We start from the raw sequence: 24,776 nt of genomic DNA on the forward strand, positions 1-24,776 counted from the left end.
ATTCATAATGTGTTAAAGAAAGGAGTGTTATAGGAATGGTTACAATGACACCGATTGTTATCGATAATCAACAGTTTACAGCCATTACCGTCAAGCTGCCTAAAACAAATTTCATGGCTGTTACAAATGATAATGGTTATATTATGTGTGGCGCTCTTGATGTAGCACTTTTAAATGAAAAGTTGAAGGATCGAGGGATTATTGCGGGTAGAGCGGTAGGCGTTAGAACAATTGAACAATTACTTGAAGCTCCACTTGAATCTGTTACAATAGAAGCAGAAAATAAAGGGATAACAGTAGGCATGAAAGGGAAAGATGCCCTTTTAAAAATGATATAAAAGATTTGTTTGATGCTGAAATTTTATAAACATCGAGGGGGCCACTATAAACGATATCAACCTGAGATTGTTGTTTATAGCCCCTCTATTATATCGCACCTTAGAACGGAGTTTACGATGATACTAGTGTCAACACATACCTTAAAACCAGGAATATGTTTAGCTAAACCAATACATAATGAAAATGGTTTTGTTTTAATTAGTGAAGGAATTCCTCTGACAGAAAGAATGATCATCAGACTAAATGAATTAGGAATATCATATGTGTATGTTGAAGATGAACGCACCAGTGACCTAAAGCCAGTTAAGCCAATATCAGATGAAGTAAGATTGAAAGCAAAGAAAGTTATTGAAGTTAACTTAATGGGGATTCAGGATAAAGAAGTACTAAGGCAATCATTCATACTTGAAAAAACAACGAAAGAGCTGTCTAAAATTATTAAAGCGCTTTTACATGAAATTAAAACAAATAAAGAGCTAATCACTTTACTATCGGAAGTGATTACATACGATAACTATATCTTTTCTCATTCCTTGAACGTAACTCTTTATTCTTTGGCGATTGGAACACAGTTAAATCTCTCAGAAAAAGAGTTAGAAGTCCTCGGGTTAGGTGCGATTCTTCATGATGTTGGGAAAATGACTATACCCACATCGATATTAATGAAACCAGGTAAATTAACAAATGAAGAATTTGAGATTATCAAAAAACATACTGAAAGTGGCTTTGAGATTTTAAGGAATGTTTTAACGATTCCATTAATCGCTGCGCACTGTGCATATCAGCATCACGAAAGAATTGATGGGTCAGGCTATCCAAGAGGGATCAAAGGAGAAGAAATCCATAATTATGCTCGAATCATAGCCGTTGCTGATGTATTCGATGCTGTTACTTCGAATCGAGTATATCGAAGAGCAATGCTTCCGCATGAAGGGTTAGAAATACTCTACGCAGGGGTTGGTAAGTTGTTTGATACAAGTATCATTGAAGCTTTTCGACGATCGGTAGTTGTTTATCCTTTAGGCTTAACAGTTTTCTTAAATGATGAACGCAAAGGTGTGGTATCTAAGCAGAATCAAGGTCTAAGTGAGAGACCTGTAGTTCGTATCATTGAAGAGAAAGGACAAGCTGTAAATCCACCATATGAGGTAGATTTAATGAAGGAATTACATTTAGTTATTACAGAATGTGAAACAACTCTACGTTAATTCTAAGCTGTTTTCATAAACTTTGTTGCTTTTAAAGGTCTTTTATAATCACTATGAACTTGGTAGAGTGGCATCTTTTCTTCCTAAATGATAACCATAACATCAAGTGAAATTGTGTATCCTTCCCAAAATAAGTAAAATAGCAACAATCTTTCAGAAAAGAGCCTAATTCTAAGCTGTTTTCATAAACTTTGTTGCTTTTAAAGGTCTTTTATAATCACTATGAACTTGGTATATTGGCATCTTTTCTTCCTAAATGATAACCATAACATCAAGTGAAATTGTGTATCCTTCCCAAAATAAGTCAAATAGCAACAATCTTTCAGAAAAGAGCCTAATTCTAAGCTGTTTTCATAAACTTTGTTGCTTTTAAAGGTCTTTTATAATCACTATGAACTTGGTAGAGTGGCATCTTTTCTTCCTGAATGATAACCATAACATCAAGTGAAATTGTGTATCCTTCCCAAAATAAGTCAAATAGCAACAATCTTTCAGAAAAGAGCCTAATTCTAAAAAATTTTATAAATGTATCGTACATCCCTGCTTGTAAGCATAAACATAGCTTGTAAGGAGGGATTTATGATGCCAAAGTTTCGCGGGCCTCTTATGCCGCGGAGAGGACCCTTGCCTTTTCGCTATGTTTTCTTATTAACGTTTGTCTTCTTTATGTTTTCTACAGCGTTGGGGTTAGTCATTGTTAATAAAGGAATCGAGCCAACACTAACAAAATTTGCACGAAATGAATCAAGTAGAATAGCCACTGTCGTCATTAAAAATGCGATTACTAAGCAAATGACAGAAGAAAACTTAAGTGATGAAGATATCATCATCACTCAAACTGACAGTGCTGGGAAAATTACAAGTGTAACCTTTAATTCCAAGTTAATTAATGAAATACTGGCTAAAATTACCAATAATGTTGACAAGTATTTAAAGCTAGTTAACAAAGGGGATGTTGCTGCACTTGACATGCCAGAGATTGAGATTCAGACAGACGATGATAGCCCAGGATTTTTATATGAAGTACCTTTAGGGATAGCAACCAATAATGCGCTTTTGGGTAATTTAGGGCCGAAAATTCCAATTCGTTTTCATATGATTGGAGATGTATCAACCAACTACTCTAAAAATGTGGAGACTACTGGAATTAACAACACATCTATAGAAATTTTGGTTCATATTGAGGTCAAATTACAAGTTATTATTCCATTTGCAACCGAAGAAGTCGTTGTACCAACTAGTGTCCCTATTGCTGGTCCAATCTTTATTCCTGGAGAAGTACCACAGTTTTATAATAATGGTGGTGAATCAGCTCCATCAATTGAAATACCAACAGGAAATTAGACAAATAATTCCCATTGCTTTTTTAGTTTGAAATTACTATAATACAAAAGTAATTCTAAAAGAGAATATATAAACCTTATCTTTAGATCGATGAGGTAGAGGCGCAGAAAATATAAGTATGCTATGTGAGGATGACAACGGTGATCATAGCTGAAAGGATTTTTTGCCGAAGCAAAATAAACGAGTCAACTTTTATTTTTGCTGGTGTTGCTTTGAATAAGAGTAACACTGTCATTGGATGGTTTGTTTTTGATATCCAGTGGAGGGCTACTGATCGTGATGGAGGATAACATAACATTACGAAGAGTAATGATAGTTATTTTCTATCATTGCTCTTTTTTGTGCACTTTTTTCTATTAAACTATTATTAACTGCACGAAAGTTGATTGCCTCTTACACAAAAGCCTCTTTTAGAATCAAACTATATTTTGGAGGAGACAACAGCATGACTGCAACAATTTACTCACTTATACCGCCATTAGTTGCAATTTTAATGGTTATTTTAACAAGAAAGGTTTTATTATCCTTAGGGGTTGGAATATTCTCTGCCGCCTTTATCTTGCAAGTCCCAATGATAGAATCTGATGGGGTTGGTGCATATCTATCAAACTCATTGATTACAATTTGGGAAAGTATAAAGGCTATCTTTATTGATGAAGGCGCACTTAATACATGGAACGTTTACATTGTAATTTTTCTATTAATCTTAGGAATGATTACAGCATTTATCTCAATTTCAGGTGGAAGCCGGGCCTTTGGTGAATGGGCTCAAAAACGGGTAAAGACGAGAGTCGGAGCAAAAGTCACTGCTGCAATCTTAGGGATTCTAATTTTTATCGATGATTATTTTAATGCCCTTGCAGTAGGACAAGTAAGTAGACCTCTTACAGACCGCCATCGTGTATCACGTGCAAAACTAGCTTATATTATTGATTCAACATCGGCACCAATTTGTGTAGTGTCACCCGTTTCTAGCTGGGGGGCTTATATTATTGCGATTATTACACCAATTCTAGTAACACATAATATCAGCGAATATACTGCGTTCTCTGCATTTATTCAAATGATTCCGATGAATTTATATGTGATATCAGCGATACTCATGGTCTTTGCTGTTTCTATCTTTAATATTAATTTAGGACAAATGAAAACACATGAATTGAGGGCACAAAGTACTGGGGAAGTAACCGATCCATCTAAGCCGGTGCTCGGGGAATTAAAAGAAGAATTGCCAGTAAGTAAATTTGGTACGGTTGGCGATTTAATTTGGCCAATTGTTGCATTGATATTCGGAACGATAGGGTCAATGCTTTGGACAGGATATAGAGCTATTGACGGAAATATTACGATTTTAACCATTTTTGAAAACACTGATGTAGCAGCTTCGTTACTTTATGGTGGGATCATAGGGCTTTTTGTCACTTTTATTATGTTCTTCATCCAAATTTCTAAGCGTTCAATTGAACCTAGACTTTTGACAAAGGGGATTATATCAGGAATTAAGTCAATGCTACCAGCAGTTTACATCTTATTATTTGCATGGGTAATCGTTGATTTAATTGGTCAACTTAAAACAGGCGAGTTTTTGGCAATTCAAGTGGAAAACGCAAATATAAGTGTTGCCTTTTTACCAGTGATCTTGTTCATTGTGGCAGGGATCATGGCATTTGCAACTGGTACTTCATGGGGAACTTTTGGAATGATGTTACCAATTGGAGCAGAAATTATTGCTTCTACGGATGTTACACTATTATTACCTGCTCTAGCAGCTGTATTAGCAGGTAGTGTATTTGGCGATCATTGTTCACCGATTTCAGATACAACGATTTTATCGTCTACAGGTGCTGGAAGCCATCATATTGACCACGTTCTTACGCAACTACCATATGCGGCGATTTCTGGACTTATAGCAATTATCGGGTATATTGTTTTAGGACTAACAGGTAGTACGCTGCTAGGAGTTATTGTTACAATTGGATTAGTAGGGCTGTTTGTTATGCTATTTCGAGGGAAAAGTACTTTAGTATAGTAAATTTATACAGTCTTAAACTGTAAGAAATAGTAATTAATGATATCTAATTTACAAACTATAAACTATATTTATACTACGGAGACAGGGTTTTTAGAACCTTTGTCTCTTTTTTTATTATTCTAAAAATAATGTTTTGACAGATGCATAAAGACTGGCTATACTATGAATAGATTATATCAAAAAATCAGAAAATATAAAAATTTCCAACATTAATCTAAGGCGTAAAAATATATAGCTCTTAGGTTGGGAAACAAAGTTTAGGGAGGTATTTTTATGGATAATCGTCCACAATGGGGAACGCGGGCAGGCTTTATTTTAGCAGCAGTCGGTTCGGCGGTGGGTTTAGGGAACATCTGGAGATTCCCAGCAGTAGCTTATGAAAATGGAGGAGGCGCATTCTTTTTACCGTACTTATTCGCTTTATTAACAGCCGGTATTCCATTATTAATTCTAGAATTCACAATGGGTCACAAATTTAGGGGATCAGCTCCACTTACCTATGCAAGATTTAGTAAAGGCAAAGAATGGATTGGTTGGTGGCAAGTTGCAATTTCCTTTGTTATTTCCACATATTATGCGGTTATTATCGCATGGGCAATGTCGTACACGTATTTTTCTTTAAGCCTAAAATGGGGAGAAGAGGATACTGGATCATTTTTAATGGTTGATTATTTACAACGAATTGATTTAACTGGTGGAGAATTTGGACAGTTTGGTAGTGTAGTCCCAGGCGTATTCTTTCCATTAATCCTAGTCTGGATAGTTACATTTGGTGTGCTATTTGCTGGTGTTAAAAAGGGAATTGAAATGGCCAACCGAATCTTTATTCCAACACTAGTTGTGTTATTCTTAATCATTGTTGTTCGTGCATTAACATTAGATGGTGCTGCACAAGGGTTAGATGCTTTCTTTAAGCCTAACTGGGATACAATCATGAGTGGTAAAGTATGGGTAGCCGCATATGGTCAGATTTTCTTTAGTTTATCAATTGCATTTGCTATTATGATTACTTATTCAAGTTATTTACCTAAGAAATCTGATATTACGAATAATGCATTCATTACAGGGTTTGCAAACTCAAGCTTTGAATTATTAGCGGGTATTGGTGTATTTAGTGCTTTAGGATTCATGGCATACACACAGGGTGCTGAGGTGAAAGATGTTGTTTCAGCAGGAATCGGTTTAGCGTTTGTCGTGTTTCCACAGATTATCAATGAATTCCCTGCGTTTAGAGAGCTTTTTGGATTCTTATTCTTCGGATCACTTGTTCTTGCAGGTTTAACATCATTGATTTCGATTGTTGAAACATTTGTTGCTGGTGTTCAAGATAAATTTAATGTGTCACGTACAAAGGCTGTAATTATTGGTGGAGGTTTATCTGCAATTATCTCAGTAGTCTTTGCAACACAAGGTGGATTATTCTTCTTAGATACTGCTGATTACTTTATTAATAGCTTTGGTGTAACATTAGCTGGTTTAATCCAAGTAATCGCAATTGCATGGTTTGCTAAGGAATTACGTAGTCTACAAAGTCATGCAGACAGCATTTCGGATATTAAACTTGGTGCATGGTGGAGAATTTGTTTAGGCGTCATTACACCAGTTGTTCTTGGCTATATGATGTTTGACAATTTACGTACGAATTTAACATCAGAATATGAAGAATATTCAAGACCGTTCATTTTTAGTTGGGGCTGGTCGGTAGCTTTGGGAGCGTTATTTGTAGGGATTCTGTTTACACTTTTCAAATGGAAAAAAGGTGCCCTAGACATGAATGTTAGTAAGGAGGAATCACAATAATGAGTACAGGTGCAATTGTTATGATGGTTGTAGGTATTGTGATTATATGGGGCGGATTAACTGCAAGTATCTTAAATGCAGTCAAAAAAGCTAAACAAAAATAATTAAAAAGAAAAAGCTATATTCCTATAATCGGATATAGCTTTTTCTTTTTTACTTTCTTTTTCGTTCAGCACGTTCCCACTGTTTTAAATGTGGATAAGGGTCAAATGACCACTCTGTAAATCCATTATCCTTGTACATCCCATAATGTAAATGTGGTGGAAATTTACCTGAGGTTCCTGGAGGTCCATATCCAGAGCTTCCAACTCCTCCAATAAGCATCCCTGGTTCAACCACTTGTCCAACTTCCAAATCTTTTGCAAATCCATTTAAATGTGCAAAATAGTGATACGTATTATTAATATCACGAATACCTATTCTCCAACCACCATATTTGTTCCAGCCTTTAATCTCAACAATTCCGTAGCCTGTCGCCCTTACAGGTGTTGAATAACCAGCAAAAATATCTGTCCCTTCATGGATACGTCGGCCACCCCATCCACGGGCGTCTCCCCAAGTGTTTCGATAGCTATAATTAAAACGTAATGGAACTGGAAAGGCATGTTTATCTAATGCTAAAGTACCGAACTTTTTATATATCTTTACTTTCTGCATAATTAAATCGACTGAACGATCTCTTTTATAATAGTCCCATAAAGCAATCTTTATATTTTCTTCATCTGTTCCATAATTCATCAGATGCGCGGCGAAGGTTGCTAGTATATCCTCATCGTTATTTATGTCTGCAATGCCGTCCCCATTACCGTCAGTTCCCAATCCTCCAAACAAACTAATGCTAAATGGGTTTGTATCTTCTTGGTTGGGATTAATAGGACCAGCCCATTGGTCTGGCTTATAATAAATCCCAATTAGTCCTTCCTCTTTCGGGATATCTTTTCTAGCTCTTCTGATACTTCTTTCGTATTGATCGACAGCCGCGAAATAATACCATGGAATTTGACTAACAGCTTCCATTTTTGAGTATAAACTCATTCGTTCACTATAGATTTGATCTTGATCCAACTCAGCGGCATCATTACTAGTAGGATTAATCGTTAAAGATAATAAAAATATCAGAAGTAGTAACAATAGCTTTTGCACGAACTCAAACTCCTTTCACCTTTCTCTAAATTTATAGAGGAAGAAAGTAAAAAAGATAAATATAGAAATAACCATTTGTTTTACTTTTCCTTCTTAGTTTGTTAAAAGAAGCGGTTTTAATAAATACTAATTGTTGGAAATGTGTCACAATCACTTTTCTTGTGAATGTTTATTTGTTATGTTAAAGTGGCTACAGCATGTCTTTTAGATAGTTGATCGTGTTTATGGTGGTAAATATTTCTATAACTTGGCAAATATATATGAGATTTATTGGAGTGATGTAAATGTCAACAAAAGAGTACCAAAGAAAGCCAGAATGGTTAAAAATAAAACTTAACACAAACGAAAACTACACTGGTTTAAAAAAGATGATGAGAGAGAAAAATTTACATACAGTGTGTGAAGAGGCAAGATGTCCTAATATCCATGAATGCTGGGCTGTTAGAAAAACAGCAACATTTATGATCTTAGGGGATGTTTGTACACGTGCTTGTCGTTTTTGTGCTGTTAAAACTGGATTACCAAATGAACTAGACTGGAAAGAGCCAGAGCGTGTTGCAGAATCAGTCAGTTTAATGGGATTAAAGCACGTAGTTGTCACTGCTGTAGCTAGGGATGATCTAAAGGATGGCGGAGCAGCTGTATTTGCTGAAACCGTAAGAGCAATTAGAAAGTCAAATCCATTTACATCAATTGAGGTCTTACCTTCAGATATGGGTGGAGTATTAGAAAATCTAAAGACATTAATGGATGCTAAGCCTGATATTCTAAATCATAATATTGAAACAGTTAGACGTTTATCAGACCGTGTGCGAGCAAGAGCAAAGTATGATCGTTCGTTGGAATTCCTACGTCGTGCAAAAGAATTACAACCAACGATTCCTACTAAATCAAGTATTATGGTAGGTCTTGGTGAAACAAAAGAAGACATTATTGAAACAATGGATGACTTACGTGCAAATAATGTGGATATTATGACTATTGGACAATACCTACAGCCTTCAAAGAAGCATCTTAAGGTTGAAAAGTATTATCATCCAGATGAATTTCAAGAGTTGAAAGAGATTGCTTTATCCAAAGGGTTTAGTCATTGTGAGTCTGGGCCGTTAGTTCGTTCTTCTTACCATGCTGATGAGCAAGTAAATGCAGCGGCTAAGAACCAACAAGCAAAAGAAGCTTAATACTGGTTATGGGGGTAGATTATAGATCTACTCCTTTTTTATTTTCATGGGGTTTACTAAAAAAGATGTGGAATGAAGAGACTGACTCTAGCGAATTTCTTGGGTGAGAAGTGAGGGATGATTAGGGGACAAATCCGGCAAATTTAGAAATCAGGGAGAGCGGCACAGAAAATTAGGAGAGAGAAGTGAGAAATGCGGCGGGTAGCGGTCGAATCCGGCGGAGGATGAAGAGAATCCGACCAGATTAGGAAATCAAGGGAGAGCAGCACCAAAAATCGGCGAGAATAGTAAGGAATGCGGCGGGTTAGCGCCCGAATGCGGCGAAGACAGAAGAGAATCCGGCCAAAGTGAGAAACCAAGGGAGAGAGGCACCAAAAATCGGGCGAGAATAGTGGAAAATGCGGCGGGTTAGCGCCCGAATGCGGCGGAGACAGAAGAGAATCCGGCCAAATCGACAAAACCAAAGGATAAGGCACCAAAAATCGGGCGAGAATAGTGGAAAATGCGGCGGGTTAGCGCCCGAATGCGGCGGAGACAGAAGAGAATCCTGCCAAATCGACAAAACCAAAGGATAGAGTGAGAACCAAAGGAGAGCAGCACCAGAAATCCGGCAGCCTTATGAACCAATAAAAAAGCAAAGTGGATGCTGTTCCACTTTGCTCCTTTATCTTTATTTATCATTTCCTGTTTTAGTTCTTCCGCGAGTTTCCATTTCTCCCTCATCATTTTGTCCTTCAGTTTCTACATTGTTAATGTCACTAGATGGGGTAGTTGATTTTGTACTTGGGTTTTGTAAAAAGTCTGGTACATCATTCATTTTGCGCTCATATTCGTTATTCACTCCACCTGACATCTCACCATTTGCATTTTCTCCATCACTAATTTTTCTGCCTTGAGGAGATTCTAACATGCGTTCAATCGTTGAAGTGATGATTTGGTCTACATTTCTGCTTGTTGAGTCTAATGTGCTGAATCTTTCAATATCCTTTATTAAGATTGGATTATCAGAAACATACACATGGTACCATCTCGGGATAACAGACAACGCTGTTTTTTTCACTTGGTCCGCAGTCTCAAAGCGGTCATCGCTATCTGTATCATAAACCATTAATACTTCTTCGTCTGTAACAAGGGTAGCCACTTCATTTACATGGGGTATTTGTTGTACAGTCATTTTACTAATCATGTCAGCCACAAGTTCCCGGTCAAGTCTAGGCATTGTATAAACCGTTTGATCTCCTGGGACAGGACTTTTTTGGTGGCGAACATATCCAAAGTCTTCAAAACGGTCTTCTGAATTAGCGTCATCACTATAATGATATATCCCAGCTTGTGTATCATTTACATTAATTGTATTACCACTCTGCTTATAAATTCCAGCACCTTGTTCTTCATCGGCACCACAGCCACTAAGTGCTGTTAAACAGCAAATTCCAGTTACTATTAATGATTTTTTCATCAACGGTAACACCCCCTCAATCTTAGAATGACCAGTTTATGAATTTTTTCATCTAGAAATTGATGGTTGAATGGATATAATTTATGGTAAAGTAAGATGGACGAGGTGAAAAACATGATAACAATAAATAATATGACCTATGAATTAGTTGAGGATTCAAGACAAGGATTTAACGAAGAAGCATTTCGTACGAGATATAGTGAAATTTTAACTAAATATGATTACATTGTTGGGGATTGGGGCTATAATCAGCTTAGACTCCGAGGCTTTTTTGATGACGATAATCAAAAAGCGACCTTTGATACGAAAATAAGTACATTATCAGAATACTTGTATGAGTACTGTAATTTCGGTTGTGCCTATTTTGTTTTAAAAAGAGTAAAAAAATAAAAGGATTACCAAAGGTGTTAATCACCCTTAGTAATCCTATTTTTTTATACATTATACGATCTCATATAAAAATGAGCGTAACTCTTCTGCATCCTCTTCTGAAAGGTTATAGGCATGCTCGAGATATCCTGGCTCGTCAAGGTCATCACTGCCAATTATCGCAAATCGGTTACTTTGGATATCTAGAACAAGATGTTTCCCATAATATCGATCAGATTTGACAATGGCTAAATCAAATCTTTGATTATCGCCCATAAAACTTATAAAACGAGTTTTTGTATCAACAGTATCATCGTATAAAAAAAAGCGCTCAGACATTTTGAATCCTCCAATTATCTCTTTATTAATCGTAAAAACTAATCCTTTATACATTTAAGCATATCATAAGATAATAAATATTTATTAGAAAAATGTTTATTTCACTATTATAAACCCTCTAATTTTTTACGGCTCATGTTAAGAGTAGCTCTAATGTGATAAAATATACCTAAAAATTTAATTACATGAACACACTATTGATAACATAGAAAAGAAGGTGACAAGGTGTATTTTGTAGATAGAGAGCATATCCAAAGAACGCTAACATATCTAGAAGAAACTCTAACGTATGTTGCTAATCAAGAGTCTTGGAATACAATTATTGAAAAAAGAGCACTAGAACGATTTGTACATATGATAATTGAGTCGATAGCGGACGTAGGTAATTCCATGATCGACGGGTTCATAATGAGAGATCCTGGGAGCTTAGAAGATATAATCGATATATTAGAGGATGAGAAGGTTATCCCCTCCGAACGAGCTAAAGGATTGAAAAAAATTATCGAACTAAGGAAAGTACTTGTCCAAAATTATCTTGAAATAGATCATTCAATATTAAATGAATTAACTAAACAAGAAATGAGTCATTTACATAAATTCCCAAATGATGTTAGACACTATTTAGAAAATGAATTAGGACCTGTATCTGCGTTTAGAAATTAAGTATCATAGTAACTTTATGATTTTAAAACAAAAATTCAAACATGGAGAATTGAAATTGTTTGCTCAACATGTGTGGAATGAGCGGAGAGCCACCTGACTCCTGCGGGATCGAGCGGTCTCGTGAGACCCCGCAGGAACCCCGCCCCTGGCGACGAGGAGGCTCACGGACCACCCCGCGGAAAGCAAGTGGATCGCAGCGAATGCAACTCACTAACCTATGTATTTTCAGGGGAGCATCGTAGCTTTGTGTTACCTCTTGTCCAATTTATTTTATGTTAAAGAACTGTCAAAAATAACGTGAAACCTATTTGGACATACCGGTTATTATAAGTATGAGGTGAAAGCATGAAAGAATATAAAGGATACTTAATTGATTTAGATGGAACGATGTACAGAGGGAGCGAAAAAATTGAAGCTGCAAGTGACTTCGTAAAGAGCCTTATTGATAGAAATATTCCATATTTATTTGTAACTAATAACTCTTCAAGGACACCCGAGCAAGTTGCTGAAAAGCTTCTCGAATTTGATATTCCGGCAACAAAGGAACATGTTTTTACAACTAGCCAGGCGACTGCAAATTTTATAGATGACCAAAAAGAAGATCCAACAATCTTTGTGATAGGAGAAGAAGGACTAAAAACTTCTATTCAAGAAAAGGGTTTCAGAATTACAAAGGAAAATCCTGACTTTGTGGTAATTGGCATTGATCGCGAGATTTCATATGAAAAACTTGCCGTTGCGTGTTTAGCTGTTCGAAATGGGGCAACATTTATTTCTACGAATGCAGATATTGCGATTCCAACTGAACGAGGATTACTACCAGGAAATGGAGCATTAACCGCAGTAATCAGCGTTTCAACAGGTGTACAACCGATTTTTATCGGAAAGCCTCAACAAATAATTATGGAACAAGCTTTAAAGGTATTAGGAACCTCATTAGAAGACACATTGATGGTGGGCGACAACTATGATACTGATATTATGGCTGGGATGAACACAGGTCTTGATACCCTTCTTGTACATACTGGGGTGACAACTGTTGATATGTTAAATCTACTTGAGAGAAAACCAACATACACAGTTAATAGCCTTGATAATTGGTTTGAACCAAAATAAAAAAACAGGTGAACAATGCTAACGGGTCTGTTGTGGGGGAGAAGATGATCTAACAAAGGAAAATGCACGGATAAAAGCATATGATATATCAACCTATTAGCACTTGAAATAGTAAAAGCTCGGAACTTTACCGAGCTTTTTTACTTACGTTTAAGGCTCCCACCCGGCCATTAAAAAAGCGGGAAGCCCTCGGTCCTAGAAGAAGGAATCAGCATGGGCTGTTAATAAGGTGAGAAACTTCCCTTAATTAGGAATTTGGACTGAAAATAATTAAAATAGAGGTAAAATTTCCCTCTATTGACTCGACAAACATGAAAATAGGGTGATTATGCTTTGCTTAAGGGGAAAATTTCCCCTTAATAACCTCTAACCAAGCTATATTCTTCAGTTTAAAGGGAAAATGTCCCCTTATTTTAAAGTGAGTTTAATCACTCGATTAATGATAAAACTTCCTAGGCTCTATACACCACATTAAATTAGGAATTTAAGCTAAGAAATTGGAGCCAAATCATAATTATTATGCATGCATCGGTTAAATTGACAAGCTAAAAACGTCCTGATTTTAAGGGTTAAATCCATTAAATCAATACTTAAAATAAATGAATTAGCAGACCAATTAGCTATGCTAGTTGGTCTGCTAATTCATTTGCTAATAGTATTGTTTCTTCTCCCCCTCAAAGGAACCAATAAAACAATACACCTGTTTTTTTATCACTCGGTATTTGCTGCACGATGTGCTAAACGACTTGATGCTGCAGCTGCGATAGCACCAACAAGATCATCTAAGAAGGTATGACAACCAGCTGTTTTGTCGTTTAACCTTTCAAGAATACCAGGCTTCAATTTGTCGATATAGCCGTAATTTGTAAAACCAATTGATCCATATACATTTACAATCGAAAAGGCTAAAACCTCGTCTACCCCATAAAGACTTTCGTCGGCTTTTATAATAGAAAGTAGTGGTTCTTCTAATAAGCCTTTCTCCGCAAGAACATCAAGTTGAATTCCAGTAATAATTGCGTTTTGTACCTCACGCTTTGATAACACTCGTTCTACATTTTCAATACAATCTTCCATTTGTAAATCGGTATGATATTTATTTTGGAGAAAGTAGACTAAGTCAGCAATGTCGGTGATTTTTACACCTCGTTGTTCTAATAAATTACGTGCATTTAATTCTATTGGATCCATCGTTTGTTTAATTTCTGTCATAATTTCACCCATTCCTCCAAATTTTTACAACTTCTCATTTCCTTTTTTTTGCACATTCAAACTTATAATTCCCAACAAATCCATTGTTTAATATATTTATTTTTTGTTATCCGTTGAGAAAAACCGTCTTATCTTCATATTAGCTAAATTATTTGTATATATTTTAGAATACCAGAAGTTTCGTTACATGCTTCAATAGAAATCAAGGTCGGAGGGAATCATATGGAAAGTGAAATCTCTGAACAATATGGGCTTCAAATACGGAAAACAGAGAAGTTTGGTAATTACAAAGCGTTTCGAAATCGAAATATACTATATACTATTGTGCCGGTCGAAGTTTTGGAACAAGAAGAAATTTATGAGTTGAAGCAATTGAGTGATTTTATGGTTCAAAAAGGAGAAAACAGAGTAGCCTTAATGGTCCCTACAAAGGATGGCAAGCTGATTACAACTCTTAACGAAAAGCCAAGTATTCTCTTAAGGATGCCAAGGCAATCAAATCACCGTACTCAGTTAACCGCCAAGGAACTTGCCTTGTTCCATTTGAATGGAAGGTCATTTCCTTATCGATTAACTAAGTGCAATCGAATAGGGCAGTGGAAAGGCTTATGGGAAAAACGGTTAGACCAAATGGAATTGTTCTGGAATGAGCGTGTTAAGCAGCATCCCTCTAATGATTTTGAAAAAAGATTTATAGAATCATTTCCATATTATATCGGATTAACAGAAAATGCCATTCAATACTTAGTTGATACCGAAATTGATGATCATCCTGGACTAATTGATTCAGCCACCGTTTGTCATCAGAAATTAAAGGTAGAACAATGGAGAGATTCCTACAAAGCAGAGATCCCCATTCAATGGGTATTCGATCATGCTAGTAGAGACCTTGCAGAGTATATTCGTGATTGTTACTTTAACTCAAGTCAACGAGTGGATTTAAAAATGATTGAGCGTTTTTTAACAGAATATCAAAATGTATCACCAACTTCTTCATTTTTCCTGAGGCTGATGTATGCTAGATTATTATTCCCCGTCCATTATTTTGAAAGCATTGAGGGATATTATCTAACGAATTCGGAAGTCCAAAAAATGACCTATGAAAATCAGTTAAATTCAATCTTGAAAGATTCAAGAGATTACGAATATTTCTTAAGAGATATAAATCAATTGTCTCAACAATTCCATCGACATAGCCCTTCTCCTCAAATCGAGTGGCTTCCAGAATAAATTGGTTTGGCACACATTATTCATTGTGTGCTTCTTTTATTTCTCATTATTGCTACTTGCTAAAATAATTCATAAAGTTTTTATTTGTATTTTATGAAAATAACGATTATTTTATTAATAGGTAAAAAACAACTTGTAAAATCATGAAATAAACTCTATAATGTCCTTTATAGATAAACAAATGTATTTCTGGAGAATACATAAAGGGGAGTGAAGAAACATGAAGAGTATAGGAGTGGGTCTTTTAGGTTTAGGGACTGTCGGAACTGGTGTTGTGAAAATATTAAAGAACCATCAAGATAAATTAATGCATCAAATTGGTTGCCCAATTGAAGTGAAAAAGATCTTGGTGAAAGACATAAAAAAAGACCGTGATGTTGAAATCGATTCATCATTACTTACAACGAACGTGAATGAAGTGATTGAGCACCCTGAAGTGGATGTTGTAATTGAGGTAATGGGTGGAGTAGAAGAGACAAGAAAACACATCCTTACATCACTTAAAAATAAAAAGCATGTTGTGACTGCAAATAAAGACTTAGTAGCTGTGTATGGGTCTGAATTACATGCAGCTGCAAGTGAAAATAAATGTGATCTTTATTATGAAGCAAGTGTAGCAGGTGGTATTCCGATTCTAAGAGGCTTAGTTGATGGGTTAGCATCTGATAAAATTACTAAGTTAATGGGTATCGTAAATGGTACAACAAACTTTATCCTTACTAAGATGAGCAAAAATGGAAGTCCTTATCAAGAGGTACTTGCAGAGGCACAACAACTAGGTTTTGCAGAAGCGGATCCGACTTCTGATGTTGAAGGACTAGATGCAGCTCGTAAGATGGCCATCTTAGCTACTCTAGGCTTTTCGATGAATATCGATTTAGCAGATGTGTCAGTAAAAGGAATCTCTTCAATCACAGAAGAAGATTTAAACTATAGTAAAAGACTTGGCTATACAATGAAACTAATTGGGATAGCTCAACAAGAAGGTGATAAGGTGGAGGTAAGTGTTCAGCCAACCTTACTACCAGATGATCATCCACTATCTGCAGTAAACGATGAATATAATGCAGTTTATGTATATGGCGAAGCAGTCGGAGAAACGATGTTTTATGGTCCAGGTGCAGGAAGTTTACCAACTGCCACAGCAATTGTTTCTGATCTTGTTGCAGTGATGAAAAATATGAGGTTAGGTGTGAATGGCCAAAGTGTTGTTACCCCTCAATATGAAAAACAGCTGAAGGATCGAGCAGAGATTTATTCGAAACACTTTTTGCGAATTCATGTAAAGGATCAAGTGGGTTCATTTGCAAAAATCACAACGATCTTCTCTGAACGTGGTGTGAGCTTTGAAAAGATATTACAATTACCATTAAAACAAAAAGATCTTGCAGAGATTGTTTTAGTTACTCATACAGCATCTCTAAAGGATTATGAAGACATCCTTGGACACTTAAGTGATTCGGATGTTGTAGCACAAGTAAAGAGTTCATATCGTGTCGAAGGAGATGGAGTAAAATGAGATGGAACGGTTTAATAGAAGAATTTAAGGAATTTCTCCCTGTTTCTGAAAAAACACCTAAATTAACGCTTAATGAAGGGAATACCCCACTAATTAAGCTACATCAGTTATCAGAAGAGTTAGGGATTGAGTTATACGTCAAAACAGAAGGAACTAATCCTACGGGCTCTTTTAAGGACCGTGGAATGGTGATGGCTGTTGCAAAAGCAAAAGAAGAAGGAAGTACAACAGTGATCTGTGCGTCAACAGGAAACACCTCTGCAGCTGCGGCAGCATATGCAGCTAGAGCGGGAATGCGTTGTATCATTGTTATCCCTGATGGGAAAATTGCAATGGGTAAATTAGCGCAAGCGGTGATGTATGGTGCCGAAATTTATGCAATCCAAGGCAATTTTGACCAAGCTCTAAAGATTGTTAGAAAGATTAGTGAAAATGCACCAATTACACTAGTGAACTCGGTAAATCCTTATCGAATTGAAGGACAGAAGACTGCAGCTTTTGAAGTTTGTGCCCAATTAGGTGGGAAGGCGCCAGATGTTTTAGCTATTCCAGTTGGAAATGCAGGTAACATCACTGCTTATTGGAAAGGGTTTAAGGAGTACCATGAAAAGTACAACTCAGGTCTTCCACAAATGCATGGTTTTGAAGCAGAGGGATCTGCTGCAATTGTAAGAGGACATGTGATTGAAGAACCAGAGACGATTGCGACAGCGATTCGAATCGGAAACCCTGCAAGCTGGGAGCATGCAGTAAATGCCCAAAAGGAATCAAATGGTGCGATTGATGAAGTGACAGATGAAGAAATAGTCGAGGCATATAAATTAATTGCTAGTAAAGAGGGAGTGTTTGCTGAACCAGCTTCTTGTGCTTCCCTTGCAGGCGTGATCAAACACTTAAAGGCAGGGAAAATTCAAAAGGGCTCAACGGTAGTAGCCGTTCTCACTGGAAATGGATTAAAAGACCCAACAACGGCTATTGATGTTAATGATATAAAGCCTACTGTTCTTCCGAGTGATGAAGAAGTTGTTTTTGAACATATTAAAGGAGTCGTATTTCAATGAGTGCCAGAAAACCGTTTCAAATCAAGGTCCCTGGTAGTACGGCCAACCTAGGACCTGGATTTGATTCAATTGGACTTGCTGTAAATCGATACTTAACTCTCCAAGTAGAACAAAGCACCAAGTGGTCTTTTGTTCCAATGTCAAAAGATGTAGAGAATATACCAACAGGGACTGAAAATTTTATTTATAAAGTGGCTGAAAAAGTGGCTGCGAAGTATGATGTCTCATTACCTCCATGCATAATTCATATGACAAGTGATATTCCTTTGGCTAGAGGACTTGGAAGTAGTGCAGCAGCGATAATTGCAGCAATTGAGCTTGTAGACACCCTATGTGACTTACGTCTTTCAAGAGATGAAAAACTTAGAATTTCAAGTGAGTTTGAGGGTCATCCTGATAATGTTGGAGCTTCATTATACGGAGGCTTAGTGATAGGAAGTCACCGTGATAAAATGACGGATCTTGTTCAATTAAATGATGTGGATTTTGATATAGTCGTAGCAATTCCACGTTATGAGGTGATGACGAAGGACGCTAGAGCGGTTTTGCCTACACATTTTACACATGAGCAGGCTGTAGAGGCAAGTGCAATAAGTAATGTAATGATTGCAGCACTTGTGACGAAAAACTGGGCATTAGCTGGTAAAATGATGGATTTAGACTTATTTCATCAGCCTTACCGAAAAAAATTGATTCCGGAAATGGATGATATCATCAAGGCTGCTAAAAATACCGGTGCATTTGGCGTTGCTCTTAGTGGAGCAGGTCCGACAGTGATTTGCTTTGCAGAAAAAGGAAGAGGAAAATCAATTGTAAAGGACCTAGCCCCATTATTTGGTCATTTATCTGTCGATGAGTTAAAGATTGAGAAAAACGGTAGTAACGTTTCAACGTTGGTCCTGTAAACAAAAAAGCGAAACCAATATGGTTTCGCTTTATTTATTAGAGGTTTAATTAGAAAACCTGTTCTACTTCAATGATTCCTGGTACTTCTTCTAAAAGTGCACGCTCAATCCCTGCTTTTAATGTAATTGTTGAGCTTGGGCAGCTTCCACATGCACCTAGTAAACGAAGTTTTACAATGCCTTCTTCTACATCAACTAATTCACAATCTCCGCCATCACGAAGTAGGAATGGACGAAGTTTATCTAAAACTTCTTGAACTTGCTCTACTTGATTCATTTCTACAGTCATTTAAATCTACTCCTTTCCTTACATATATTATACTTACTTTCCTGTGAAAAATCTATTCTGTAATACTCTTACCAAATGTTTATTTTTAACACCTTGTTGTTTAAAACTAGAAGTAAGCAACTACAAATAAGAGTAGTGCACTTTTCCTCAATGGTCGTAACCTTTAATGTAGAATAACAGCTTATTATTTTCTTTACTCTTTAATAAGCAATGTCCTATATATTTTACCATAAGTTTTGTACAATAGAAAAAGATAAATATTGTGAGGAGTGTAATTTTCATGTTGAATAAATTGATTGAAATAGAGGTCTATGGAGCTGACATTCTCTGTCCTAGCTGCGTAAATTTACCTTCTTCAAAAGAAACCTATGAATGGTTAGAAGCAGCCATTACCCGAAAATATCCTAAACAACCCTTCAAAATAAGTTATATTGATATCTTTAATCCTCCCAATGAAGAACAAAAAGAAGAATTTGCTAAAAGAGTCATTGATGAAGATATGTTTTATCCTGTTGTTTTAATTGAAGGTGAAATTGCAGGAGAAGGGAATCCTAAGCTGAAAACCATTTATGCTGAAATGGAGAAGTATGGATACCAAGAAGATAAGGGGAATTAAGAAACGCCACACGATGCCTTGAATGTTTATGTAATTGGCGTTTCTATTTTTTAAAATTAGTACCTTTTGCTGATCAAAGACATAAATCCCTGGAAAATCAGAACAAGTGAAAATATAATTATTGCCAGTACACCTATGATACTCAATAACGGGCTAAGCGGGACAAGGAAGCCACTTATAGGGACTTTTAATAATGCAAAACCAGCGATAATACATGACAAAAACAGTAGTGGATATCTCTCCATAAATAATCACATCCTTCCTTGTACTAATATTATTCGAGTTAGTAGTACAATATTAATAAACTCCCGGACCAAGTTTATGAGAAGAAAAAAGACAGCATATGCTGTCTTTTGTGGTTACCCGTTATGATATTTATACATCCATAAAACCCCTGATTTTAATAATCTAGGCACTCTTCCAATAATCGGTCTTTCTGCAACTAAACCAAATCCATGTTTCTTCCCTAGTGATCCAAGAACACCCTTTAATTTAATTGGCGGGAATTGTGTAGGTGGTTCTTCATTATTCCAACGTTTAAGAAGAACTTGAACAATTTGTTCCGCCTGCCCTTCAGCTAGCTGAGCACTTGGAGCATGTGGGAGACTCGCACAATCTCCGACAACATATACATGTTCATTTCCAGGAATGTTATGTTGCACCGTTAGTACCACTCTACCTTGAACATCTTTTTCTACATCAAGTTGTTGAACAATTTTATTTGGTTGGATTCCCGCAGTCCAAACAATTGTATCAAACTTTATGGGAGTGTCATGGTTATAGAGTAAATTTGATTCTACCTTTGTAATATTGGAGCCATTAATAATTTTTACATCACGTGTAGTAAACCAATTTTCTACATAGTTACTTAATCTTTCAGGGAACATTGAAAGGATATGATTCCCACGATCAAATAATGAAATTTTTAAATCAGGTCGACTATCATTTAATTCACTAGCTAATTCAACGCCACTTAATCCTGCTCCAATAATGGCAACATCAGAATCTGGAGGAAGATTGTTTAACTTCTGGTAAGTAGACCTTGAATTATCAATTGATTGAATACTATAGGTATGTTCCTTTGCTCCAGGTACATTGTGATACTTATCTTCACATCCAAGTCCAATAATAAGGTCATCATAGGAAATCGAATCCTTTCCTTGTAGATGAACTAACTTTCGGTCAAGGTCGATATCAGTCACTTCACCATATTTAATGGTAAGTCGTGGATGTTCTGGAAATGCTACGCGTATATGTTGATCAGAAATTGTCCCGGCAGCCAAAGCATAGTATTCTGTCTTTAAACAATGGTAGGGTACTCGATCGATTAATGTAATTTCTACATCTTCGGGAAGTTGAGTAGGTAATAGACGTTGTAAAATCCGCATACCGCCATAACCCCCTCCAAGGATCACAAGATTTATCATAAAAAATTTCCCCTTTGTTTTCTTATGGTTTCGATTTCATAAGTCTCTATTTGTAGAAAGTTACTCAAGTTATTTTTACATGAGTATCATATGAGATGAAATAATGTGCTATCATAATAATCTGGATTTCCTAGAAATGTGATACATATATCTTAAATAAATGATTAAATAAATACAGAAAACCTTTTCAAAAAGACACTAAAAGTATAGCTAATTTTTGACAAAATAACAACAAATTTGTGAAATGTGATTTATTGTTTACAAACCTTAAATTTGACGAATTTTGAAAAAACCTGTAGGATATATTCGCAAGTAGTGAGGTGATAACATTGCAACCAATCATAGAATTTTGTATTAGTAATTTGGCAAGTGGGGCACAAAAGGCGCTAGAACAGCTTGAAAAGGATCCGAATTTAGATATTATAGAATATGGTTGTCTTAGTTATTGTGGTAAATGTGCAAGAACATTATTTGCACTGGTAAATGGAGAGATTGTAACAGGTACCACGCCAGAGGAACTTGTTGAAAATATATATCAATTTTTAGAAGAAAACCCGATGTTTTAGACTCTTTAAAGTACACGAATGCTCGTGTGCTTTTTTTATACAAAGGCTATTTTCGCTTTGTTGCTTTAATGGTTTTATAAAAGGACTATGAGCTAAGAGAGTGGCAACTTTTTTTTCTGAATTATTTCATACTATCAAATGAAATAGTGGAACCTACCTAAAATATAGGATATAAAAATAACTATTAAGATTGTTATCATCTTCTTTTCATCTTATACTGAAGTAAATCATTAACTTGGAGGAACTTATGGGGAGTTTTACATTTACGAAAATGCATGGATTAGGAAACAACTATATATATGTAAATATGTTTAAAGAAAAGCTGGTTGAAGAAGAATTATCAAGCCTTGCGATTAAAGTGGCGAATGTAAACACAGGAGTTGGGGCGGATGGGATGATTTTAATTTGTCCATCAGATATAGCACCTGTAAAAATGAGAATTTTTAATAATGATGGATCAGAAGGCAAAAATTGTGGGAATGGCCTCAGATGTGTAGCAAAATATGCGTTTGAACATAAAATAGTAACAGAAACTAGGTTTAAAATTGAAACTTTATCAGGTTTGGTGGATGCAGAGGTTCAATTAGAGAATGGAATGGTTCACACCGTTACAGTGAATATGGGGAAACCTAGATTATCGCGCCATAGCATTCCAATGATCGGGGAAAATGATGAACTAGTACTGAATGAAAAGGTTCAATTTAAAGAACATACATTATTCATGACTGGAGTTTCAATGGGAAATCCCCATGCAATTTTTTATGTAGAAGATATTAATCAAGCCCCAGTTACGACAATAGGTCCTATCATTGAAAAAGATCACAGTTTTCCAGAAGGAATCAATGTTGAATTTGTTGAAGTGGTTAGTGATAAAGAACTACACTTCAGAGTATGGGAGAGAGGTTCCGGTGTCACACAAGCATGTGGAACAGGTGCTTGTGCGGCAGTTGTAGCATCAGTATTAAACGGGAAAACAAGAAAAAACACAGAAACAATTGTTCATCTAGCAGGTGGAGATCTCTTAATTAAATGGGATGAACAAGGTGAAGTCTATATGACAGGACCTGCCGAAGTGATTTGTGAAGGGATATATTACTATTAAGTATCAAGTTCTATTATTTGAGTATAAACCCTAAGAAATATATACTTAAACTAGAATAAAATAAAAAAGGAGGGCAAGTAATGACTGACATTTTAACAATAACGGAAGCTGCTAGTTTCCAAATTAAAGATATGATGAAGGAAAATGGAGAAGAATCTGCATTTTTACGTGTCGCAGTAAAGGGTGGAGGTTGTAGCGGACTTTCCTATGGAATGGGCTTTGAGCATGAAATCACGGACGAAGATTTACAACTTGAACAGAATGAACTAAGAGTGTTAGTGAAAAAGGAAGACGCACCTATATTAAAGGGTGTTGTTATAGACTATAAGCAATCAATGATGGGTGGCGGATTTACCATTGATAATCCCAATGCCATTGCATCATGTGGGTGTGGATCATCATTTAGAACTGCTAAAAATGCTGGGAATCCAGAAGAATGTTAAAAAAAAGAGCTGAATTCAGCTCTTTTTTTAATACTAAGGAAATATAGAATTGAGGTTTGGTTTTTGGCTCCAGGTCCTGACCTAAGCTTGTCGACGATAGTGGCGCTCTGCCTTTTTCTTAGAACATGCTGGAACTGTGAAGTGGTTGAATCTTCGCCTTTGGATCTATATAAGATTTAGCATTATTAACGGCAGTTGGTGCTTCACCAAATCCAGAGGCAATTAACTTAACTTTTCCTTCATAGGTTGAGATATCACCAGCTGCATATATTCCTGGTACGTTTGTTTCCATCTTAGAGTTAACAACAATTGAGTTTTTCTCAATTTCAAGACCCCATTCTTTGATTGGGCCTAGAGATGAAACGAATCCGAAGTTAACGATCACAGCATCTACATCCACTGTTAATTTATCGTCACCTTTTACTTCATCAAGAATAACCTGTTCGATATTTTCTGCTCCAACTAACTCAACAGGTACATAAGGTGTTAAAACTTCAACTTTGGAATTCATTAGATTTTCTACACTATGTTCATGTGCACGGAATTTATCCCGTCTATGAGTTAAGTATACTTTTTCAGCAATCGGCTCAAGCATTAGTGCCCAATCAACTGCTGAATCTCCACCACCACAAACTAATACCTTTTGACCAGCAAATTGGTTTAAGTCATCTATAAAATAATGAAGGTTTTTTCCTTCATATTGTTCAGCAGTTTCAAGTTCTAGTTTACGTGGTTTAAATGCTCCATTTCCTGCAGTAATGATTACTGTTTTTGTGTAATGGATTTCACTATTTGTTGTAAGCTTAAAAACCCCATCCGCTTGCTTCTCAACATCAGTTACAGCTTGCTCAAGACAAATGGTTGGTTCGAATTTAGCCATTTGTTCTTTAAGATTATCAATAAGTTCTTGCGCACGAATTTTAGGGAATCCAGCCACATCATATATGTATTTCTCTGGATATAGAGCTGAAAGTTGCCCACCAAGCTGTGGTAAACTTTCAATAATCTTAACACTTGCTTGTCTCATTCCCCCATAAAATGCAGTGAATAAACCAGCAGGTCCCCCTCCAATAACTGTTATATCGTAAACTTTTTGATCTTCTTTCACTTAAATACCCCCAGTTAATTAATGCTCAGATGCACATTATTAAAATTTACTCATATACTCTTTATAATATCATAATTTTCTATTTTTATCTCTTTTGATCGTGCTAATTAAACCTATATAAGGAAATTTTGTGAAGATAAAACACCTAGAATAATTAAAAAATTATGACATTTAGCCATTTTACTTGATTTTTTTATGCAATTATAATAAATCCTTGAAAATCATCTGTAAAAGGAATAATATTTAATATAGGCATTGTTATTATATATTATCAATTTTTATGCAGTGTTACGTGAATCATTTCA

At 36.0% G+C, this 24,776-nt stretch carries 26 protein-coding genes and 1 riboswitch; of the genes, 18 read left to right on the top strand and 8 right to left on the bottom strand.

Annotated elements, in window-relative coordinates; all coding sequences use genetic code 11:
* Positions 1-35 precede the first annotated feature (35 nt).
* The 6 genes from BK579_RS05765 to BK579_RS05795 all read left to right on the top strand — a co-directional run bounded on the left by BK579_RS05765 (position 36) and on the right by BK579_RS05795 (position 6,827).
* The gene (locus tag BK579_RS05765) at positions 36-338 is read left to right on the top strand and encodes a YunC family protein (protein WP_078544193.1); all 303 of its coding nucleotides are present in this window, start codon (positions 36-38) and stop codon (positions 336-338) included.
* Positions 339-350: 12 nt separating this feature from the next.
* On the top strand, positions 351-1,547 hold the full coding sequence (locus tag BK579_RS05770; RefSeq protein WP_328589239.1) for an HD-GYP domain-containing protein: 1,197 nt from the start codon (positions 351-353) through the stop codon (positions 1,545-1,547).
* Between the two features lie 582 nt (positions 1,548-2,129).
* Positions 2,130-2,891 (top strand): sporulation protein YunB, encoded by a 762-nt coding sequence (gene yunB / locus BK579_RS05780; protein WP_078544199.1) that lies wholly within the window; start codon positions 2,130-2,132, stop codon positions 2,889-2,891.
* Between the two features lie 88 nt (positions 2,892-2,979).
* Positions 2,980-3,169: riboswitch (Lysine riboswitch) on the top strand.
* A 167-nt stretch (positions 3,170-3,336) separates the two neighbouring features.
* Positions 3,337-4,920: a Na+/H+ antiporter NhaC family protein gene (locus BK579_RS05785; RefSeq protein ID WP_078544201.1), complete on the top strand. Its 1,584-nt coding sequence runs from the start codon at positions 3,337-3,339 to the stop codon at positions 4,918-4,920.
* 276 nt (positions 4,921-5,196) lie between these two features.
* Complete coding sequence (locus BK579_RS05790; RefSeq protein ID WP_078544203.1) at positions 5,197-6,723, top strand: sodium-dependent transporter; 1,527 nt, start codon at positions 5,197-5,199, stop codon at positions 6,721-6,723.
* Positions 6,723-6,827: a methionine/alanine import family NSS transporter small subunit gene (locus BK579_RS05795; RefSeq protein ID WP_078544205.1), complete on the top strand. Its 105-nt coding sequence runs from the start codon at positions 6,723-6,725 to the stop codon at positions 6,825-6,827. The genes BK579_RS05790 and BK579_RS05795 overlap by 1 nt, the downstream gene beginning before the upstream one ends.
* 49 nt (positions 6,828-6,876) lie before the next feature.
* Here BK579_RS05795 and BK579_RS05800 read toward each other — a convergent pair whose 3' ends face one another.
* The gene (locus tag BK579_RS05800; RefSeq protein WP_328589304.1) at positions 6,877-7,818 is read right to left on the bottom strand and encodes a M23 family metallopeptidase; all 942 of its coding nucleotides are present in this window, start codon (positions 7,816-7,818) and stop codon (positions 6,877-6,879) included.
* A gap of 332 nt (positions 7,819-8,150) precedes the next feature.
* On the opposite strand from BK579_RS05800, the gene lipA reads away from it, so the two are divergent.
* Positions 8,151-9,047, top strand: a complete 897-nt coding sequence (gene lipA, locus BK579_RS05805) for a lipoyl synthase (protein ID WP_078544207.1) — start codon at positions 8,151-8,153, stop codon at positions 9,045-9,047.
* 408 nt (positions 9,048-9,455) lie between these two features.
* Here the strand turns inward: lipA and BK579_RS25225 are convergent, their stop codons facing one another.
* Complete coding sequence (locus tag BK579_RS25225) at positions 9,456-9,728, bottom strand: hypothetical protein (protein WP_204524686.1); 273 nt, start codon at positions 9,726-9,728, stop codon at positions 9,456-9,458.
* Positions 9,718-10,506 (bottom strand): YhcN/YlaJ family sporulation lipoprotein, encoded by a 789-nt coding sequence (locus tag BK579_RS05810; RefSeq protein ID WP_078550414.1) that lies wholly within the window; start codon positions 10,504-10,506, stop codon positions 9,718-9,720. Before BK579_RS05810 ends, BK579_RS25225 begins: the two co-directional genes overlap by 11 nt.
* Positions 10,507-10,620: 114 nt before the next feature.
* Between BK579_RS05810 and BK579_RS05815 the strand changes: the two genes are divergently transcribed.
* Complete coding sequence (locus BK579_RS05815; RefSeq protein ID WP_078544209.1) at positions 10,621-10,896, top strand: YutD family protein; 276 nt, start codon at positions 10,621-10,623, stop codon at positions 10,894-10,896.
* Between the two features lie 51 nt (positions 10,897-10,947).
* Here the strand turns inward: BK579_RS05815 and BK579_RS05820 are convergent, their stop codons facing one another.
* Positions 10,948-11,214, bottom strand: a complete 267-nt coding sequence (locus BK579_RS05820) for a DUF3055 domain-containing protein (RefSeq protein ID WP_078544210.1) — start codon at positions 11,212-11,214, stop codon at positions 10,948-10,950.
* A 225-nt stretch (positions 11,215-11,439) separates the two neighbouring features.
* Between BK579_RS05820 and hepT the strand changes: the two genes are divergently transcribed.
* Both hepT and BK579_RS05830 read left to right on the top strand, forming a co-directional pair.
* Positions 11,440-11,877, top strand: a complete 438-nt coding sequence (gene hepT / locus BK579_RS05825) for a type VII toxin-antitoxin system HepT family RNase toxin (RefSeq protein WP_078544212.1) — start codon at positions 11,440-11,442, stop codon at positions 11,875-11,877.
* Between the two features lie 345 nt (positions 11,878-12,222).
* Positions 12,223-12,993: a TIGR01457 family HAD-type hydrolase gene (locus tag BK579_RS05830; protein ID WP_078544214.1), complete on the top strand. Its 771-nt coding sequence runs from the start codon at positions 12,223-12,225 to the stop codon at positions 12,991-12,993.
* A 711-nt stretch (positions 12,994-13,704) separates the two neighbouring features.
* Here BK579_RS05830 and BK579_RS05835 read toward each other — a convergent pair.
* Entirely contained in the window at positions 13,705-14,205 is a 501-nt protein-coding gene (locus tag BK579_RS05835) for a phosphatidylglycerophosphatase A family protein (RefSeq protein WP_078550416.1), read from the bottom strand.
* Positions 14,206-14,427: 222 nt separating this feature from the next.
* On the opposite strand from BK579_RS05835, the gene yutH reads away from it, so the two are divergent.
* The 4 genes from yutH to thrB all read left to right on the top strand — a co-directional run bounded on the left by yutH (position 14,428) and on the right by thrB (position 18,920).
* Positions 14,428-15,435, top strand: a complete 1,008-nt coding sequence (yutH, locus tag BK579_RS05840) for a spore coat putative kinase YutH (RefSeq protein WP_078544216.1) — start codon at positions 14,428-14,430, stop codon at positions 15,433-15,435.
* Between the two features lie 220 nt (positions 15,436-15,655).
* Positions 15,656-16,954 carry a homoserine dehydrogenase gene (locus BK579_RS05845; RefSeq protein ID WP_078544218.1) on the top strand — a complete coding sequence of 433 codons (1,299 nt, stop codon included), beginning with the start codon at positions 15,656-15,658 and terminating at the stop codon, positions 16,952-16,954.
* Complete coding sequence (thrC, locus tag BK579_RS05850; RefSeq protein ID WP_078544219.1) at positions 16,951-18,015, top strand: threonine synthase; 1,065 nt, start codon at positions 16,951-16,953, stop codon at positions 18,013-18,015. Before BK579_RS05845 ends, thrC begins: the two co-directional genes overlap by 4 nt.
* Entirely contained in the window at positions 18,012-18,920 is a 909-nt protein-coding gene (gene thrB, locus BK579_RS05855; protein WP_078544221.1) for a homoserine kinase, read from the top strand. Before thrC ends, thrB begins: the two co-directional genes overlap by 4 nt.
* 49 nt (positions 18,921-18,969) lie before the next feature.
* On the opposite strand, the gene BK579_RS05860 is transcribed toward thrB, so the two are convergent.
* A complete protein-coding gene (locus BK579_RS05860; protein WP_078544223.1) occupies positions 18,970-19,209 on the bottom strand; it encodes a NifU family protein in 240 nt (79 codons plus the stop codon).
* A 280-nt stretch (positions 19,210-19,489) separates the two neighbouring features.
* On the opposite strand from BK579_RS05860, the gene BK579_RS05865 reads away from it, so the two are divergent.
* Complete coding sequence (locus BK579_RS05865) at positions 19,490-19,825, top strand: YuzD family protein (RefSeq protein WP_169891074.1); 336 nt, start codon at positions 19,490-19,492, stop codon at positions 19,823-19,825.
* Positions 19,826-20,184: 359 nt separating this feature from the next.
* Here BK579_RS05865 and BK579_RS05875 read toward each other — a convergent pair whose 3' ends face one another.
* On the bottom strand, positions 20,185-21,252 hold the full coding sequence (locus BK579_RS05875; protein WP_078544227.1) for an NAD(P)/FAD-dependent oxidoreductase: 1,068 nt from the start codon (positions 21,250-21,252) through the stop codon (positions 20,185-20,187).
* 329 nt (positions 21,253-21,581) lie between these two features.
* On the opposite strand from BK579_RS05875, the gene BK579_RS05880 reads away from it, so the two are divergent.
* The 3 genes from BK579_RS05880 to BK579_RS05890 all read left to right on the top strand — a co-directional run bounded on the left by BK579_RS05880 (position 21,582) and on the right by BK579_RS05890 (position 23,363).
* Positions 21,582-21,818 (top strand): YuzB family protein, encoded by a 237-nt coding sequence (locus tag BK579_RS05880; RefSeq protein WP_078544229.1) that lies wholly within the window; start codon positions 21,582-21,584, stop codon positions 21,816-21,818.
* Between the two features lie 247 nt (positions 21,819-22,065).
* Positions 22,066-22,920: a diaminopimelate epimerase gene (gene dapF, locus BK579_RS05885; protein WP_078544231.1), complete on the top strand. Its 855-nt coding sequence runs from the start codon at positions 22,066-22,068 to the stop codon at positions 22,918-22,920.
* 80 nt (positions 22,921-23,000) lie between these two features.
* On the top strand, positions 23,001-23,363 hold the full coding sequence (locus BK579_RS05890) for a HesB/IscA family protein (protein WP_078544232.1): 363 nt from the start codon (positions 23,001-23,003) through the stop codon (positions 23,361-23,363).
* 118 nt (positions 23,364-23,481) lie between these two features.
* Here the strand turns inward: BK579_RS05890 and yumC are convergent, their stop codons facing one another.
* The gene (gene yumC, locus BK579_RS05895) at positions 23,482-24,471 is read right to left on the bottom strand and encodes a ferredoxin--NADP reductase 2 (protein ID WP_078544234.1); all 990 of its coding nucleotides are present in this window, start codon (positions 24,469-24,471) and stop codon (positions 23,482-23,484) included.
* Between the last annotated feature and the right edge of the window lie 305 nt (positions 24,472-24,776).

It is taken from the genome of Litchfieldia alkalitelluris (assembly GCF_002019645.1).
Lineage (GTDB): Bacteria > Bacillota > Bacilli > Bacillales > Bacillaceae_L > Litchfieldia > Litchfieldia alkalitelluris.

What these genes read in the sequence shown, in the direction of transcription:
- thrC (WP_078544219.1), top strand. Translation starts at nt 16,951, where the DNA reads ATGAGATGGAACGGTTTAATAGAAGAATTTAAGGAATTTCTCCCTGTT.
- yutH (WP_078544216.1), top strand. Translation starts at nt 14,428, where the DNA reads ATGGAAAGTGAAATCTCTGAACAATATGGGCTTCAAATACGGAAAACA.
- thrB (WP_078544221.1), top strand. Translation starts at nt 18,012, where the DNA reads ATGAGTGCCAGAAAACCGTTTCAAATCAAGGTCCCTGGTAGTACGGCC.
- BK579_RS05815 (WP_078544209.1), top strand. Translation starts at nt 10,621, where the DNA reads ATGATAACAATAAATAATATGACCTATGAATTAGTTGAGGATTCAAGA.
- lipA (WP_078544207.1), top strand. Translation starts at nt 8,151, where the DNA reads ATGTCAACAAAAGAGTACCAAAGAAAGCCAGAATGGTTAAAAATAAAA.
- BK579_RS05830 (WP_078544214.1), top strand. Translation starts at nt 12,223, where the DNA reads ATGAAAGAATATAAAGGATACTTAATTGATTTAGATGGAACGATGTAC.
- BK579_RS05845 (WP_078544218.1), top strand. Translation starts at nt 15,656, where the DNA reads ATGAAGAGTATAGGAGTGGGTCTTTTAGGTTTAGGGACTGTCGGAACT.
- BK579_RS05835 (WP_078550416.1), bottom strand. Translation starts at nt 14,205, where the DNA reads ATGACAGAAATTAAACAAACGATGGATCCAATAGAATTAAATGCACGT.
- BK579_RS05860 (WP_078544223.1), bottom strand. Translation starts at nt 19,209, where the DNA reads ATGACTGTAGAAATGAATCAAGTAGAGCAAGTTCAAGAAGTTTTAGAT.
- BK579_RS05820 (WP_078544210.1), bottom strand. Translation starts at nt 11,214, where the DNA reads ATGTCTGAGCGCTTTTTTTTATACGATGATACTGTTGATACAAAAACT.
- BK579_RS05790 (WP_078544203.1), top strand. Translation starts at nt 5,197, where the DNA reads ATGGATAATCGTCCACAATGGGGAACGCGGGCAGGCTTTATTTTAGCA.
- BK579_RS05865 (WP_169891074.1), top strand. Translation starts at nt 19,490, where the DNA reads ATGTTGAATAAATTGATTGAAATAGAGGTCTATGGAGCTGACATTCTC.
- BK579_RS05770 (WP_328589239.1), top strand. Translation starts at nt 351, where the DNA reads ATGCTGAAATTTTATAAACATCGAGGGGGCCACTATAAACGATATCAA.
- BK579_RS25225 (WP_204524686.1), bottom strand. Translation starts at nt 9,728, where the DNA reads ATGATAAATAAAGATAAAGGAGCAAAGTGGAACAGCATCCACTTTGCT.
- BK579_RS05890 (WP_078544232.1), top strand. Translation starts at nt 23,001, where the DNA reads ATGACTGACATTTTAACAATAACGGAAGCTGCTAGTTTCCAAATTAAA.
- BK579_RS05765 (WP_078544193.1), top strand. Translation starts at nt 36, where the DNA reads ATGGTTACAATGACACCGATTGTTATCGATAATCAACAGTTTACAGCC.
- BK579_RS05875 (WP_078544227.1), bottom strand. Translation starts at nt 21,252, where the DNA reads ATGATAAATCTTGTGATCCTTGGAGGGGGTTATGGCGGTATGCGGATT.
- BK579_RS05785 (WP_078544201.1), top strand. Translation starts at nt 3,337, where the DNA reads ATGACTGCAACAATTTACTCACTTATACCGCCATTAGTTGCAATTTTA.
- BK579_RS05795 (WP_078544205.1), top strand. Translation starts at nt 6,723, where the DNA reads ATGAGTACAGGTGCAATTGTTATGATGGTTGTAGGTATTGTGATTATA.
- dapF (WP_078544231.1), top strand. Translation starts at nt 22,066, where the DNA reads ATGGGGAGTTTTACATTTACGAAAATGCATGGATTAGGAAACAACTAT.
- BK579_RS05810 (WP_078550414.1), bottom strand. Translation starts at nt 10,506, where the DNA reads ATGAAAAAATCATTAATAGTAACTGGAATTTGCTGTTTAACAGCACTT.
- yunB (WP_078544199.1), top strand. Translation starts at nt 2,130, where the DNA reads ATGCCAAAGTTTCGCGGGCCTCTTATGCCGCGGAGAGGACCCTTGCCT.